Source organism: Virgisporangium aurantiacum, from assembly GCF_016863635.1.
Classification (GTDB): domain Bacteria; phylum Actinomycetota; class Actinomycetes; order Mycobacteriales; family Micromonosporaceae; genus Virgisporangium; species Virgisporangium aurantiacum.
Genome location: NZ_BOPG01000063.1, coordinates 119330 through 133373, shown reverse-complemented (window position 1 = coordinate 133373; position 14044 = coordinate 119330). Strand labels below are relative to the sequence as shown.

The 14044-nt window shown below is 71.8% G+C and carries 18 protein-coding genes; 8 read left to right on the top strand and 10 right to left on the bottom strand.

The window, feature by feature from the left end; genetic code table 11:
• Window positions 1–52 precede the first annotated feature (52 nt).
• A complete protein-coding gene (locus tag Vau01_RS43175) occupies window positions 53–1027 on the top strand; it encodes a helix-turn-helix transcriptional regulator (RefSeq protein WP_204005895.1) in 975 nt (324 codons plus the stop codon).
• Here Vau01_RS43175 and Vau01_RS43170 read toward each other — a convergent pair.
• From Vau01_RS43170 to Vau01_RS43155, 4 genes are all read right to left on the bottom strand, one after another.
• Window positions 1024–1926: an LLM class flavin-dependent oxidoreductase gene (locus Vau01_RS43170; protein WP_204005894.1), complete on the bottom strand. Its 903-nt coding sequence runs from the start codon at window positions 1924–1926 to the stop codon at window positions 1024–1026. The two genes, Vau01_RS43175 and Vau01_RS43170, sit on opposite strands and share 4 nt — an antisense overlap.
• 65 nt (window positions 1927–1991) lie before the next feature.
• A complete protein-coding gene (locus Vau01_RS43165) occupies window positions 1992–2444 on the bottom strand; it encodes a MarR family winged helix-turn-helix transcriptional regulator (RefSeq protein ID WP_204005892.1) in 453 nt (150 codons plus the stop codon).
• 27 nt (window positions 2445–2471) lie between these two features.
• Window positions 2472–3791 (bottom strand): vWA domain-containing protein, encoded by a 1320-nt coding sequence (locus Vau01_RS43160; protein WP_204005891.1) that lies wholly within the window; start codon window positions 3789–3791, stop codon window positions 2472–2474.
• Window positions 3792–3844: 53 nt separating this feature from the next.
• Window positions 3845–4318: a macro domain-containing protein gene (locus Vau01_RS43155; protein ID WP_204005890.1), complete on the bottom strand. Its 474-nt coding sequence runs from the start codon at window positions 4316–4318 to the stop codon at window positions 3845–3847.
• A 23-nt stretch (window positions 4319–4341) separates the two neighbouring features.
• Between Vau01_RS43155 and Vau01_RS43150 the strand changes: the two genes are divergently transcribed.
• Window positions 4342–5037 (top strand): ThuA domain-containing protein, encoded by a 696-nt coding sequence (locus tag Vau01_RS43150; RefSeq protein WP_204005889.1) that lies wholly within the window; start codon window positions 4342–4344, stop codon window positions 5035–5037.
• Here Vau01_RS43150 and Vau01_RS43145 read toward each other — a convergent pair.
• On the bottom strand, window positions 5024–5413 hold the full coding sequence (locus Vau01_RS43145) for a hypothetical protein (RefSeq protein WP_204005888.1): 390 nt from the start codon (window positions 5411–5413) through the stop codon (window positions 5024–5026). The two genes, Vau01_RS43150 and Vau01_RS43145, sit on opposite strands and share 14 nt — an antisense overlap.
• Window positions 5414–5499: 86 nt before the next feature.
• Here Vau01_RS43145 and Vau01_RS43140 point away from each other — a divergent pair, with 86 nt between their 5' ends.
• The gene (locus Vau01_RS43140) at window positions 5500–5961 is read left to right on the top strand and encodes a MarR family winged helix-turn-helix transcriptional regulator (protein ID WP_204005887.1); all 462 of its coding nucleotides are present in this window, start codon (window positions 5500–5502) and stop codon (window positions 5959–5961) included.
• On the opposite strand, the gene Vau01_RS43135 is transcribed toward Vau01_RS43140, so the two are convergent.
• Window positions 5962–6483: a CGNR zinc finger domain-containing protein gene (locus Vau01_RS43135; protein ID WP_204005886.1), complete on the bottom strand. Its 522-nt coding sequence runs from the start codon at window positions 6481–6483 to the stop codon at window positions 5962–5964. It lies immediately after the preceding gene.
• Between the two features lie 159 nt (window positions 6484–6642).
• Window positions 6643–7479 (bottom strand): dioxygenase family protein, encoded by an 837-nt coding sequence (locus Vau01_RS43130; RefSeq protein WP_204005884.1) that lies wholly within the window; start codon window positions 7477–7479, stop codon window positions 6643–6645.
• Window positions 7480–7516: 37 nt separating this feature from the next.
• Between Vau01_RS43130 and Vau01_RS43125 the strand changes: the two genes are divergently transcribed.
• The 3 genes from Vau01_RS43125 (at window position 7517) to Vau01_RS43115 (ending at window position 9192) form a co-directional block, all read left to right on the top strand.
• Window positions 7517–8089, top strand: coding sequence for a DUF7691 family protein (locus tag Vau01_RS43125; RefSeq protein ID WP_204005882.1), 573 nt, complete (start codon window positions 7517–7519; stop codon window positions 8087–8089).
• Between the two features lie 340 nt (window positions 8090–8429).
• Entirely contained in the window at window positions 8430–8921 is a 492-nt protein-coding gene (locus Vau01_RS43120; RefSeq protein WP_204005880.1) for a hypothetical protein, read from the top strand.
• Between the two features lie 118 nt (window positions 8922–9039).
• On the top strand, window positions 9040–9192 hold the full coding sequence (locus Vau01_RS43115; RefSeq protein WP_204005878.1) for a hypothetical protein: 153 nt from the start codon (window positions 9040–9042) through the stop codon (window positions 9190–9192).
• Between the two features lie 99 nt (window positions 9193–9291).
• Here the strand turns inward: Vau01_RS43115 and Vau01_RS43110 are convergent, their stop codons facing one another.
• From Vau01_RS43110 to Vau01_RS43100, 3 genes are all read right to left on the bottom strand, one after another.
• The gene (locus Vau01_RS43110; protein WP_204005876.1) at window positions 9292–10602 is read right to left on the bottom strand and encodes an ABC transporter substrate-binding protein; all 1311 of its coding nucleotides are present in this window, start codon (window positions 10600–10602) and stop codon (window positions 9292–9294) included.
• 83 nt (window positions 10603–10685) lie between these two features.
• The gene (locus Vau01_RS43105; protein ID WP_204005874.1) at window positions 10686–11243 is read right to left on the bottom strand and encodes an AAA family ATPase; all 558 of its coding nucleotides are present in this window, start codon (window positions 11241–11243) and stop codon (window positions 10686–10688) included.
• Between the two features lie 165 nt (window positions 11244–11408).
• Window positions 11409–12329: a VOC family protein gene (locus Vau01_RS43100; RefSeq protein ID WP_204005872.1), complete on the bottom strand. Its 921-nt coding sequence runs from the start codon at window positions 12327–12329 to the stop codon at window positions 11409–11411.
• A gap of 131 nt (window positions 12330–12460) precedes the next feature.
• Between Vau01_RS43100 and Vau01_RS43095 the strand changes: the two genes are divergently transcribed.
• Together Vau01_RS43095 and Vau01_RS43090 are read left to right on the top strand one after the other, a co-directional pair.
• Entirely contained in the window at window positions 12461–13102 is a 642-nt protein-coding gene (locus Vau01_RS43095; protein WP_204005870.1) for a GntR family transcriptional regulator, read from the top strand.
• Window positions 13099–14034 carry an NADP-dependent oxidoreductase gene (locus Vau01_RS43090; protein ID WP_204005868.1) on the top strand — a complete coding sequence of 312 codons (936 nt, stop codon included), beginning with the start codon at window positions 13099–13101 and terminating at the stop codon, window positions 14032–14034. Before Vau01_RS43095 ends, Vau01_RS43090 begins: the two co-directional genes overlap by 4 nt.
• The last annotated feature ends 10 nt before the right edge of the window (window positions 14035–14044 follow it).

Here is a 14044-nt window from a genome sequence, read left to right as displayed (position 1 = left end):
TCGCAGCGAATTAGGAGAGGTCCGTTCCTAATGATCGGGCAGAATCGGAGACATGCTGGAGACGTCCGCGCGATTGTTGCGGCTATTGTCCCTTCTGCAGAGCAAAAGCGAGTGGACGGGCACAGAGCTGGCCGAGCGGCTCGAAGTGAGCGGGCGCACGGTCCGTACGGACATCGAGCGGCTGCGCGTCCTCGGGTACCCGATCGAGGGCCTCCGCGGCTCGGCGGGCGGTTACCGGTTGGGCGCGGGCGCCGCCATGCCGCCGCTGCTCCTCGACGACGAGGAGGCGGTGGTCGTCGCGATCGGCCTGCGGGCGGCCGCCGCCGGGTCCATCGGTGGCTCGAGCGGCATCGAGGAGACGGCGCTGCGCGCGCTCACCAAGCTCGAACGCGTCCTCCCGCCCCGCCTGCGCCGCCGGGCCGCGGCCCTGCGCGCGTTCACGGTGGCCGTCCGTCCCGACTCCGCCGGCCCGGCCGTCGACCCCGCGACGCTGTCGACGCTGGCCGCCGCCTGCCGCGACCACGAGGGCGTCCGGTTCGACTACGAGAGCCACGGTAAGGCCGCGAGCCGCCGGGAGATCGAGCCGTACCGGTTGGTCAACTGGGGCCGCCGCTGGTACCTGCTCGCCTACGACCCGGGCCGGGCCGGCTGGCGCACGTTCCGCGTCGACCGCATGCGCCTGCGCACGCCGAACAATCCCCGGTTCACCCCGCGCCCGCTGCCCACCGACGACGTGGCCGCCTACGTGTCCGGCGGCGCGTCCGCCGCGGCCTGGCGCTGGCAGGCCGACGTCGTCGTCGACGCACCGGCCGCCGACATCGCCGCGAAGATCAATCCGGCCGTCGGCACCGTCGAGCCGCTGCCCGACGGCCGGCGCTGCGTCCTCCACACGGGTGCCGACTCCGTCGAGACCCTGGCCGTACACCTGAGCCTGCTCGACACCGACTTCACCGTCACCGGCCCACCCGAGCTCGTGGCGCAGCTGCGCGTGCTGGCCGACCGGTACGCCCGCAGCACCGCCCCCTAGTTCTTCTCCACCGCCGCGCGGACGGCCGGCGCGATGTCGTTCGCCCAGCGGGCGAGCAGGTCGGGATCCGGGGTGGCGCCGTTCGGGGCGAACAGCGTGAAGCCGCTCGCGTCGTGGTCGAGCACGGCGGCCGTCAGCTCGTCGACCCACTGCTCAACGGAGCCGCCGACCCAGCGGCCGTCGTCGTCGCGCGTGGCGGCGAGCGGCCGCGCGGTCACGCGTCCCGGAAAATTGAAGACCGTGCGGACCGCGTGCGGATCGCGGCCGGAAGCGGCCGCGGCCTCGTCGATGACCGGGCGCGACGTGCGGTAGCGGTCGCTCAGCCAGTCGGCGGCGTGGCCGGGGATCCAGCCGTCGGCCACGCGGCCGGTGGCCGCCAGCGACCGCGGGCCGACCGAGCCGGTCCAGATCGGCGGCGCCGGCGCGGGTGCCGGCTCGACCCGGTCGACCCGGTAGTGGACGCCGTGGTGGGTCACCGGCGCGCCGCCCCCGCACAGCGCGCGGACCAACCCGATGGCCTCCTCGAACGCGTCGACCGCCGCCGCGTTGGACAGCCGTGGCACGCCCATCGCCGAGATGCGGTCCCACAGACCGCCGGCGCCCATGCCGAGCACCACCCGGTCGCCGGAGAGGGTCGCCAGCGAGGTGATCGCGCGGGCCAGCATCGGCGCGGGACGCGTGGGCAGGTTGGTGACGTTGACGAAACCGGTGATCCGCCGGGTGCGCCCGAGCGCGAACCCGAGGATCGCGTAGGCGTCGAGCCGCGAGCCGATGTACGGGTGGTCGGACACGGAGAACAGGTCGAGCCCGTCGCGGTCGGCCTGGTCGACGAGCCGCAGCAGGGTCGGCGCGTCGTCGACGGCGCTGGGCGCGCCGAAACCGAACAGAACGCGGTGCATGGCGACCTCCTTCGGAGGTAGGTTCGTGCCACGAACGATATTGGTTCGTGGCACGAACCGCAACGTCAGCCGTCGGTGTCCTGGAACACCGCGGGCACCTCGTTGTCGCGCACGATGCGGCCGAGCAGGCCGGCGAGCGTGGCGCGGTCGGCGGCGCTGAACCCCACCGGCAGCGCGTCGATCTGCCGGCACGTCTCGTCGTAGAACACCCGCGCCTGCCGCGCCCCGCGCGCCGTGAGCGCCACCCGCACCGCCCGCGAATCGCGCGGATCCGGCTCGCGCCGCACCAGCCCGTTGCGCTCGGTGCGGTCGACGAGTCCGGTGAGGCTCGACTTCGCCAGCCCCAGCACGGAACCCAGCTCGGTCATGCCGTACGGCTGGGCCATCAGCACGCACAGCAGTTGGCCCTGCTGCGGGGTGAGGCCGTGCTCGCGGGCCGATTCCGCGTACACGGCGTTGATGAGAAACGACGCCCGCACCAGCGCGGTCACCACTCCGAGACGGCCATCCGTACCCACGGCCGCCACGGTACACGATGGTTCGCGCTACGAACCGTCGTTGTCCCCGGTGTCGGGATCCACCGGCGGGGTCTGCTGCGACGGGAACACGCGTCCCCGCTTCTGCATCTTCCGGTACGAGCTCGCCGACAGGTACTTGCCCGACCGCGCCTGCGAGCCGTACTCCGTCTCGCGGGCCAGGTACTCCAGTTCCTGCGCCTCCTCGGCGAGGTCGGCCGCCTGCGCGTCGGGCGCGTTCGCGCGCGCCGCCGCGATGTCCTGCTGCGCCTGCCGGAGCTCGCGCAGCGCCGCGTCGGAGTCGCCCTTGCTGAGGTGACCGGACGCGCGCCGCTTCGCCTGCTGCGCCTTGAGGTACACCAGTTCCGTGCGCACCACCGGGTCGGCCACGCGTCCCGCCGCCTGGTCGCCGGGCACCACGTTGACGGTCACCGGCACCGTCACGGTGTGCTGCACCAGCGCCGGCAGTTCCACGTACGTGAACGTCAACGTGGCCACCTCGGCCAGCCCGAGCGCGGCGACGCCGGGGATGTCGAACGTCAGCACCACCTTGCGGGTCTCGTCGGCGTAGAAGCTGCCGAGCTCCACGATCAGCCCACCGTCGACCACGTTGGACGGCAGGTCGTTGACGACGAGCACGCGCCGCACGTCCGAGCCGAGCCGGACCTGGAGCGACGCCGCCTGGACCGTCTGCGCGAGCAGGCCCTCCACCTCGCCGGCGATCAGCGCCACCGCCGTGTCGGGCTCCTCGGCGAAGTGCTCGTTGCCCGACCCGCCCCGGGCGATCGCCGACATCAGCACCTCGTCGTACCCGAGGCCGAAGCCGAGCGTCGACGTGGTGACGCCGTGCGTGTAGGCCTCGGCGGCCACCCGCCCGAGCGTCGCCGGGTCGACGATGCCGACGTTCGCGTGCCCGTCGCTGACGATGAGGACGGTGCCCGCGCCACCGTCACCGACGACCCGGCGCGCCTCCTGCAGCCCGTGCAGGTACCCGCTGGACAGGTCGGTGCTGCCCCGCGCGTCGACGCCCGCGATCGCCCGCTTCACCGCCGCCTTGTCGGTGAGCGGCCCGGCCGGCACCGGGAGGTCGACCTCGTTGTCGAAGACCACCAGGCCGAAGTTGTCGCGCGGATCGAGCCGGTCGACCAGGTTGAGCAGCGCCGTACGCGCACCGGCGATCCGGGCGCCGCCCATCGAGCCGCTGCGGTCGAGCACCACCTGGAGCGTGCTCGGCGCCCGCTCGGTGCCACCCGCGGGCGCGGGTGGCGCGGCGAGCTCGATCAGCACCGATACCCGGTCTTCGGTCTCGAGGGCGATCAGCTCGACGTCGAGATGCGCGGTGATTCGCACGGCGGCTCCTTCGCTGGGGACGCCGCCCAGCGTAGTGGCGCCCGCCAATCCCCTCAGACGTCGTAGACGGTGACCGCGACCCCCGCGTCGCACAGGGTGCGGACCACGATCGGCTCGATCAGCTCCCAGCGTCCGCCGGCCAGGCCGCACCCGATGCGCGGCATGTGGACGGACGCGTCCAGCCGCCGCGCCTCCGCCGCGACCGTCGTGAGGCACGTCTCGACGGCCGGATAGCGGATGGGTGGGCCGTTGCTGCCGGTCCGGATCCCGTGCTGGGCCACCATGTTGGCCACCCACAGCCCCGGCTGCACCGGAACCAGCCGCACGGCGCCGAGGCCGAAGTCGTTACGGGCGCGCCCGCGGTGCCACTGCCGGTAGTCGCGCTCGGGTTCGGGCCAGCGACGGGAGACCGCCAGCACGAAGCCCCTGCCCCAGCCGCCGAGGTCGTTGCAGACGTGGGCGATGATCTTCGGCCCCTTGGCCTGCGGGCTGGTGGCGTCGCCCCGGACGACGCTCGGAACTGTCACGGCCCGACGCTACAGTGATCGTCATGAGCAGCGCGTTGATCGTCCGGGGTGGGTGGGACGGGCATCGGCCGGTCGAGGCGACCGACCTGTTCGTGCCGTTCCTCGAGGCGTCCGGTTACACGGTCCGCATCGAGGAGTCCACGGCCGTCTACGCCGACGCCGCCGTCATGGCGGCGACCGACCTGGTGGTGCAGTGCATCACGATGTCGACGATCAGCGGCGACGAGCTGGCCGGCCTCGCCGCGGCGGTCGAACGGGGCACCGGGCTGGCCGGCTGGCACGGCGGCATCGCCGACTCGTTCCGCAACTCGTCCGACTACCTGCAGCTGATCGGCGGCCAGTTCGCGTCGCATCCGGGCAAGGAGCCGTGCGAGCGGCGCGGCGACGAGACCGACAACTTCCTGCCGTACACAGTCACGGTCACCGACGCCGGGCGCGCCCATCCGGTGACGGCCGGGATCGCCGACTTCGACCTGACGACCGAGCAGTACTGGGTGCTGCACGACGACCTCGTCGACGTGCTCGCCACCACGACGCACCCGGCGCGGCCGTGGCAGCCGTGGACGCGTCCGGTCACGTCACCGGCGGTCTGGACGCGCCAGTGGGGCGCGGGCCGGATCGTCGTCGCCACGCCCGGCCACAGCCTCGACGTCCTCGAGCATCCGAGCGTCCGCACGATCATCGAACGCGGCATGATCTGGGCCACTAGAGCCGGCTGACGGCCCGGTCGAGGGCGGTCGCGTCGAAGCTTCCGGTCGGCAGCGTCGCGGCCAGCCGGTACACCTCCTGCCCGGTCGCGTCGAACAGCAGCGTCCCGCTGTGCTGGACGATCAGCGTCCGGTCGAGGCCGGCCGCCCGGTGCGCGGCGACGCCGTCCGACGACACGACCGGCACGCCCCTCGCGACCCGCCGCACCCGCTCCGCCTCGGCCGCCCCGCCGGGCACCACGACGGCGACCGCCACCCCGCGCGCCGCCAGCCCGAGCCCGGCGAGCGCCTTGACGTGCCGCACGCAGATCGCGCAGTTCGCCGCCCGGATGAAGTACACGACCAGCCCCTTGGCGTCTCCCCGCAACCCCGCGATGTCGATTCCCATGATCCCGCTCCCCTCTTGGGTAACTCAGTTACTAATATTAGATACGTAACTGAGTTACCCTGTCAACGATCGGTAGGGTCTCGACCATGAGTTCCGACCCGGACCTGGGCGTCCTGCTCGCCGCCGCCTGCGAGCGCATCGTGCGGGAGATCCTGGGCGAGCTGGCGGGTGCCGGCTATGCCCACCTGACCCCGTCACAGGCCCTGGCGGTCCTCTTCATCGGCGACGGCCTGGACACGGTGACCCAGCTGGCCGACCGCCTGGGCATGACCACGCAGGCGATCAGCAAGATCTGCGCCGCCCTGGCCGCGGAAGGCCTCCTGGACCGCCACCCGAACGAGGTCGACGCCCGCAGCCGCCGCCTGACCCTCACGCCGTCGGGCACCGCCGCCGTCACCCGCATGCGCGCGGCCGGCGCCGCGGCGGAACGCGCCTGGGTGGAACTCGTCGGCGCCGAGACGCTCGACGTGGTCAAGGGCGCGCTGGCGGCGTTCGCGTTCGCGCCGCCGTCCGCCGCCGCGAGCCCGGTGCGGATCCGCTTCTCCTGATCAGCCGGCGTGCGTGCGGGCCCGGTGCGCGGCGACGTTCACCCGGTTGGCGCAGGCCAGCGAGCAGAACCGGCGCCGGCCGTTGCGTGAGGTGTCGACGTAGACGGTCGCGCACCCGTCGCGACCGCACCGGCCCAGGCGCGACCCGCCGGCGCCGCACAGCGCGACCGCGAGGCCGCCCGCGACGGTGGCGCTGATCCGGGCGACCGGGTCGTCGGTGCCGGTGATGTAGTGCAGGTGCGGGTCGTACCCGTCGTGGGTGGAGACCCGCACCGACGTGGTGGCGCCGGCGAGGAGCTCGTTCACCAGCCGGATCTGACGGCGGGTGTCGGTCTCGCCGAAGACCGGGCGCACGCCGTCGACCCAGGCGGCCAACGCCCGCGCCTGCGCGCCGGTGAGCTTCCGGCTGGTCATCTCGTGCTCGGTGAGCACCCGTTCCAGCTCCGGCGGGGTGAAATCGACGGTGTTGAGCAGCGCCGCCGCCAGGAACGCGCCGGTGCCGCCGTAATGGTTGAACTGCACAAGGCCATTACAGCACGCTGGATCCCATGAACGCATGCGCCGCCTGCGGACGCCCGTCCGCGACCGCCCGGGTCGAGTCCAGCCACCGCACGTCCGAGGGCGTCGTGCGGTACCTCCGCTGCGCGTGCGGCCACCGCTGGGTCGAGCGTCTGGTACTGGTCAGCTGCTCCGGAGAATGAAGTCGTGCTCGACGACGCTGGTGCCGTCGGGCTGCTCGACGAAGTCCTTGATGAGCGAGTCCTTCACCCCGAACACCGAGTCGTTGTCGAGGTACTCGCTGGCCCGGTCGAACAGGTGCGTCGTCACCGGCCGGTGGCCGTCGGCGGTGACGATGACGTGGATGTGCGCCGGCCGGCCGGGGGTGCGACCGGTCAGCCGGAGCAGCGCGCCGGCCGGGCCGTCGCTGTTCACGTGGTAGTACTTCGGCCGGATCGTCCGGACGCTGTACCGGCCCTCGGCGTCGGTGCGGTAGCGACCGCGCAGGTTGTCGGCCGGCATGAGGTCGGGCCGCTTGACCGCGTAGTTGCCGTGCTCGTCCGTCTGCCACAGGTCGAGCACGGCGCCGGCGAGCGGGGTGCCGTCGGTGGCGAGCACCCGGCCGCGCAGGTGCACCGGCTGGCCGGTGGTGCCCTCGTGCGTCACCATCGACTCGCCCGCCTCGCGCCAGGGGGAGTCCGGGACGTAGAACGGGCCGAGAATCGTCTCCTCGGTGGCGCCCTCGTCGTCGCGGTCCTGCGCGATCGTCGACACCAGCGCCGACAGGCCGAGCGTGTCGGAGAGCAGGATGAACTCCTGCCGGGTCGGGCCGCAGATCTGGCCGGTCGCGGTGAGGAACTGGATCGCGGCCATCCATTCGTCGCCGGTGAGTCGCACCTCCCGCGCGAACGCGTGCAGGTGCCGCACCAGAGCCTCCATCAGCTGACGCACGCGGGGATCCGGCGTTCCGGCGAGCTGCTTGAGGACCGCGGCGGTGAGGTCGGCTTCATCAACGTCCATGCCGTCACCCTAGACAGGCATCGGTAAAAATGAGCGCATGAGTTACGGCGTGATGGCCTACGCGGTCGACATCGACAAGCTGAAGGCGCTGTGCGGCAGCGGCGACAACCAGACGCGGCGGGCGGTGTGCGGCCGGTTCCGCGCCGACATCAGCCGGTCGAACGACTGGTTCGACCTGTCGGGCGACCGCGGCGCGCCGAACATCTTCACCGCGATCGAGCACCTGATCATGGGCAACGATAAGACGCTGGACGGGTACCTGTACGGCTACGGGTTCAAGTACATCGTCGAGTTCTCCGGCCGGACGCTCGACAACGGCCCGTTCTACCCGTGCCCGTCCAGCTACCTGTCCGACACGGTCGACCCGGCGATCCGGGCGACCGGCGCCGGCCTCAGCATGTCGGACCTGATCTTCGGGGGCGCGCCGGTGACGTTCCCGACGCCCGACGACTTCCCGGCGATCGGCCACTGGACGGCCGCCGAGGTGGCCGCGGCCGACGAGCCGCTGCGGGCAGCGGGTGCCGACGCGATCGAGGAGGTCCGCACCGTGGCCGGGTGGGTCACCCACGCGACGGGCCGCTCGCAGGGAATCGTCGGCTTCTACCACTGAGCCGTGGCCGCGCACGACGTCGGGAACTGGCTGCCCTGACGGCGTACCCGAACGACGATGCGCCGACGCAGGGCCACGTCCTGGACACGCCGAGCCAGGCCCCCAGTTCCAGCGCGACCCGCAGCGACGCGAGCAACTGCTCGCCGCGAACGGGTTTCTCCGTCACCCGCGACGGGTGCCGGTTCATCTGGCGGGCCGGCGATCCACTTCCCGCCCAGGACGACCTGTAGATCGTCGACGAGCGCCGCGAGTGGGGTGCGTGTTCGTGCAATCGCCACGTCGCCGGATGACAGGCCGAATCGCCCCCTGCCACTGTTCGCCCGAGCGAAGGAGGCTCTTTATGAAACGAAGGATTGCCGCATTCCTCGCGTCTGTGGCAGTGATGGTCGCGTTGTCGATGGTGGTACTGCCGTCGAGCCCGGCCCAGGCGGCGCCGTCCTGCATCTTCCCGACGATCAGTCTCTATCCCGGCGAAGCGGGACCGAACCTCCGCTACGGCGAGGTCAGCGTCTCGTTCGTCGTCTGCAACAACAGGTCGCCGCACGACTGGACCGCCGACGTGACCAAGTCGCAGGTCAACACGACCGGCAAGAACCTCGGGTTCTTCATCGACGGCGTGAATATCCGGACTACATTCATCGGCGACTACTCGCGTTACTGGACTCTCACCGTCAACGCCAGCACGTGCGTGCCCCGGGTGGGTTGGCCGTGCCACGCCACGTACACCCTGACGGCGGAGTTCCAGGGAAACCTCGAGTACTACACCTACCCGGCCGTGTACCTGAACCGCACCACGGGATACCTGACCATGGTGTTGTTCCGTACGCCGTAACCACCACGGAAGGGCGCCATGGAGGCCGATGTCCGGGGTTCGGGAGGCGTCACGACGGGTAGTCCGGTGTCACCGGCGCTGTGCGATCCGCGCACGCCGCCTCTTGAGAGGTGAACCGATGGCTTCCTCGTCGTTGTTGAACCGCATCATGGCGTTCTTCCGGAGCCCACAGGGTCAGCGGCTCGTCGCCCAGGGCCGACAACAGATGTCCCGGCCGGGCAACCGCAGCAAGCTGCAGGCACTCCTCGCCCGGTTCCGCGGCCGCCGCTGACGCCACCACCTGCGGTCCACGCCGGTATCGCGGCCACGCCGGTATCGAGGGCCACGCCGACCGTGGACGCGACGCGTTGCCGGTGACCCCGCACGGGGATCAGCGGGTCGACGACGAGGGCCGGCCGGTCGGCGTCGACGGGGGTGGCGGTTCCAGCCACTGGCCGCCGGTGGTGTCGCGCCAGTTGTCGTTGCCCAGGTAGTTGTAGACGCGGCTCGACAGGGACCCGATCGCCGGCAGGCCCGGGATGGTGCCGAACACCAGGCGGGGCACGCCGAGGAACACCGGGCCGGCGAAGCGTTTGAGCTGGTTGCCGACCGTGGTGGGCGTCAGGTTGTCGGCGGGTACCGATCCGACGACCCGGGCCGCGACCAGGATCATCTGCAGCATCATCACGCCGGCGGTGCTGGGCACGCCGCGCGCCGCCAGCGGCGGGAACCACTCCTTGAGGGCCCGCAGCTGCCAGGCGGTGCTGTCGTCGCGGCCGCCGGCCTCGGCGCTGATGTTGAACGTCATGAAGTTCCAGCGCGGGTAGTCGCCGAGCTTCGCGCGGACGTCCTGGCTCAGGCAGCCGGCGAGCGTCAGCACCTGCGTGTTGATCGCCAGTTGCTGCAGGGCGTTGTGGATGTTGACGCACTGCGCGGGGTCGACGACCACCGGGATGAACAGGTCGGCTCCCGCGGCGCCGCTCGCGGTGAGGGGCTCCTTGAGGTCCGTGCTGTTGGCCGGGTACTTCGCGACGGTGACCGTGACGCCGCTCGCCTCCAGGCCCTGCTTGATCGCGGCGACCGCCCGCTCGGAGGCCGCGAAGCCCTCCGAGGTGAGCATCGAGACCTTCTTCGCGCGGACGTACTGCGTCGCGTAGGTGACCACGCCCAGCGCCCCGAACTGCCCGCTGGAGAAGTAGTACGCGTTCTGCGCCTGCGCGTCGGCGGGTTGCAGCGGCAGGCCGCCGAGCAGGGGCAGCTTGGGGGAGAGCGTGCGGTGGAAGGCGGTCGTGTCCGAGTCGACGGCGCCGTGCAGCACCGCGAGGACCGTGGGGTCGCCGGCGAACCGCTGGGCGCACTGCTCGGCCTGCGCGGCGTCCTGCGGGTGGCACATGTCGAGTTCGACCGGCCGGCCCTTGATCCCGCCCAGCTGCTCGTTGAGCAGGCGAACGGCGTCGGTCATCGCGATCGTGTACTCGGGGAACGCGCCCGGGCCGGTCTCGGTGTTGATGAACCCGAGGCGGATCGGCGCGCCCGTCGCGCGTCCCGCCGTCGACCCGGTGTACTGGGTGAACGTGGCCAGGGCCGAGGCACTGAGGGCGGCGCTCGCGCTCGTCTTCGGGGCGGGTCCGCCGAGGCCGCTGTCGTCCGACCCGTCCCCGTTGCATGCGGTGAGCGTGAGGGACGCTGAGAGCGCGATCACTGCTGGTAGAGTGATCAACCGGGGCAGGTTTCGGAACATGATTCCGGAACGCTAGCCGCCCGCTGCTTGCGTCCGCAAATTTCTCACTGAGCGTGGTCGGCCGCCATCGCAATGTGCTGGTCGATCATGGTGACCCGGTCGGCCAGCGGTGCGGGCGGCACGTCGATCAACTCGAATCCGAACTCGCGGTACGCCCGCTCGTGGATCCCCTCGAACCGTACCGACTGTTCGAGCGTGATCCGCCGCGCCGCGGTCCGCGTGATGAACCCGAGCAGTCGCACGAAGAACACCCGCGGCTGGTAGATCCGCTCGCCCACGACCCGGTCGACCTCGCCGGCCAGCAGCGGCGTCACCGGCACCTCGGCGTACCGGGCCAGGGCCAGCGTGCAGATCGGCGACCGGTCGAACACCTGCACCGTCGCCGCCGGCGGCACCGGCAGTTGCTGGCGACGCCGTTGCAGGCGGGTGATCGCGTCGATGAAGTCCGGACTCCGCCACGCCTCCTCGCGGCCCTTCCGCTGCTCGCGCGTGATGACGTCGGTCGCCGCCTCGCCGACGACCGGGTAACCCCGGTCACGCAGCGCGGTGAGGATCGTGGTCTTGCCGGCACCGGGCGCGCCGGTGATGATGTAGCGCCGCATGGGCGTCCCTCGAATCTGGACGGGCGCCGACGGCGCTCCGATCCACGACCCGGCGCCCGGCGCTGGATGGATTGGCATGGGATAAGCACGCGATCAACGCCGGAGGGCGTTGGGTGGACCGGCCGTCGGAAATGCGACAAATGCGCCGGTGATCCCATCAGGTCGTCACATCGTACCGCGGGCCCGTTCCTCCCGGGTCCAGGTGACGGTGGGCCAGTCGGGGGCGAGGATGAGGCGGGCGCCGGCGTTGCAGAGTTCGATGCGGTTGCCGCCCGGTTCCGACACGTAGAGGTAGAACGTCTGCTGGATCGCGTGCTCGTTCGGGCCGGTCTCGATGCGGATGCCGGCGTCGAGGCAGAGGTCGGCGGCGCGCAGGATCTCCTCGCGGGTGTCGGTGGCGAACGCGAGGTGGTGCAGGCCGGCGGTCCGGTCCCCGGTGTACACGAGGTCGTACGACTTGTTGCCGACGGAGAACCACATCGCCTGCGGGCTGCCGTCGTCGGTCACGACCTGTTCGGTGCACCGCGCGCCGAGCGTGTCGCGCAGGAACATCGACACCGCCGGCATGTCGGCGGCCCGGTAGTTGACGTGGTCCAGCCGCCGCAGGTTGGCGCCGCGACCCGGGTACGCGGCGGCCTGGTTCTTCGACGCCGGCCGGTCGGTGGCGTCGGCGCGGTACCAGGCGCTGTCCCAGTACAGGCCGTACTCGTGCCCGTCGGGGTCGGTGAACAGGTAGACGCGGCCGAGGTGCGGCACGTTGCTCACGGTTCCGTGGCCGTGGCCGGTCGACTCGATCCCGGTGGCGACCCGCTGCATCGCCTGCCGGCTGGCGGCGCGCAGGTAGGTGCGGCCGACGCCCGCCGCGTCCCGTCGGATCAGCCGTACCGTCCAGGCCTGGTAGTCGTCCCAGGTGTGCAGGTACACCGACGTGGCGTCGCGGTTCACCTCGCGGAGGCCCATCAGCCGCACGAAGAAGTCGACGGAGTCCTCGAGGGCGGGCGTGTACACCTCGACCGGCCCGACGTGCGCGAGGTCCCGGCGGCGCTCCGGATCGTGGGTGAGCTGGGGCGACGGTGCCGTGCTCATCGGACTGCCTCCAGGCTCTGTTCGCAAAGTTGTTGACAATATATGCCGATCTGTCGACGCGTTGGTGCCCCGCCGGCGTTGCGGCTCCCGCGCATACGATGGGCATTCGCGTGTGGGGGTGGATCTCGACGATGGGTGATGTGCTGGCGCTGCTGCGGGCCGCGATCCTGCGGGGCGAGTACGCCCCGCGCCAACGACTCATCGAGACCGAACTGGCCGAGCGGTACTCGACCAGCCGGTTCGTGCTCCGCAACGCGTTGAACCGGCTGGCCACCGAGGGCCTGGTGGAACTGCAGCCGAACCGGGGCGCGCGGGTCCGCGAGATCTCGATCGAGGAGGCCATCGAGATCACCGAGATCCGGCGCGCCGTGGAGGGGCTGGTCGCGGCCCGGGCGGCGGAGCGCGTCACCGACGTGGAGACGGCGGAGTTGCGGGCGCTGGGCGACGAGATGACCGAGGTGGTGGCGCGGGCCGACATGATCCGGTACTCGGAGCTGAACGCGCGGCTGCACGGGCTGATCCGGTCGATCGGGCGGCACGCGTCGGCCACCCGGATCATCGAGCAGCTCAACGGGCAGATGGTGCGCCACCAGTTCCGCCTGTCGCTGGTGCCCGGCCGGCCGTCGGTGTCGTTGCCCGAGCACCTCGCGATCGTCGAGGCGATCTGTGCCCGGGACCCCGAACGGGCGGAACGGGTCATGCGGGCGCACCTCACGAGCGTCCTCGACGCTCTTTCCGCGTATTCCGACGTTCCCGCCGGTCTCTATCGATGAGGGCTGTTGTGATCAACCGGTACGGGGGGCCGGAGGTGCTCGAGGTCGTTCCCGTCGAGCCGCCGCCGACGCCGCCCGACGGGGTGCTGATCGAGGTGCGGGCCGCCGGCGTCAACCCGTTCGACACCAAGATCCGGTCGGGTGCGCGGGCCGCGGGTCCGCTCGTCGCGCCGTTGCGCCTCGGCGCCGACGCGGCCGGGGTGGTCGTCGGCTCGTCGATCCGCGGCTTCGCCGTCGGTGACGCGGTCATCGCGCGCGGCCTCACCGGCGCGTACGCGACCCACGTGACCGCGACCCCGGACCTGCTGGTGCACAAGCCCGACGGGGTCACGTTCGAACAGGGCGCCGGGATCGGCGTCCCCGCCGGCACGGCGTACCAGGTGCTCCGGTCGCTGCGCCTGGCGGCGGGCGAGACGCTGCTGGTGCACGCCGGGTCCGGCGGCGTGGGGCAGGCGGCGATCCAGTTCGCCCGGCACCGGGGCGCCTCGGTCGTGGCGACGGCGAGCCGCCCGAACCACGAGCGGCTGACCCGCCTCGGCGCGGTGCCGGTCGCCTACGGAGCCGGCCTGCTGGACCGGATCCGGGCCGCCGCCCCGACCGGCGTCGACGCCGTGCTGGACGCCGCCGGCACCGACGAGGCGCTGGACGCGTCCGTCGCGCTGGTCGCCGACCGGAGCCGGATCGCCACGATCGTGGTCGGCGCGCGGGCCGCCGAACTGGGAATCCGTGCGCACAGCGGGTTCCGGCCGGGCTTCATCCACCCGTGGGAGCGGGAGCTGCGGGCGGAGGCGCTCGGCGTCACGGCGGACCTGCTGAACGAGGGCAGGTTCGAGATCGAGGTCGGTGCCGTGTATCCCCTCGACCGGGTGGCGGACGCCCACCGCCACAGCGAAAGCGGCCACGTCCGCGGAAAGATCGTCCTCGTGCCCTGATGCCGGCACA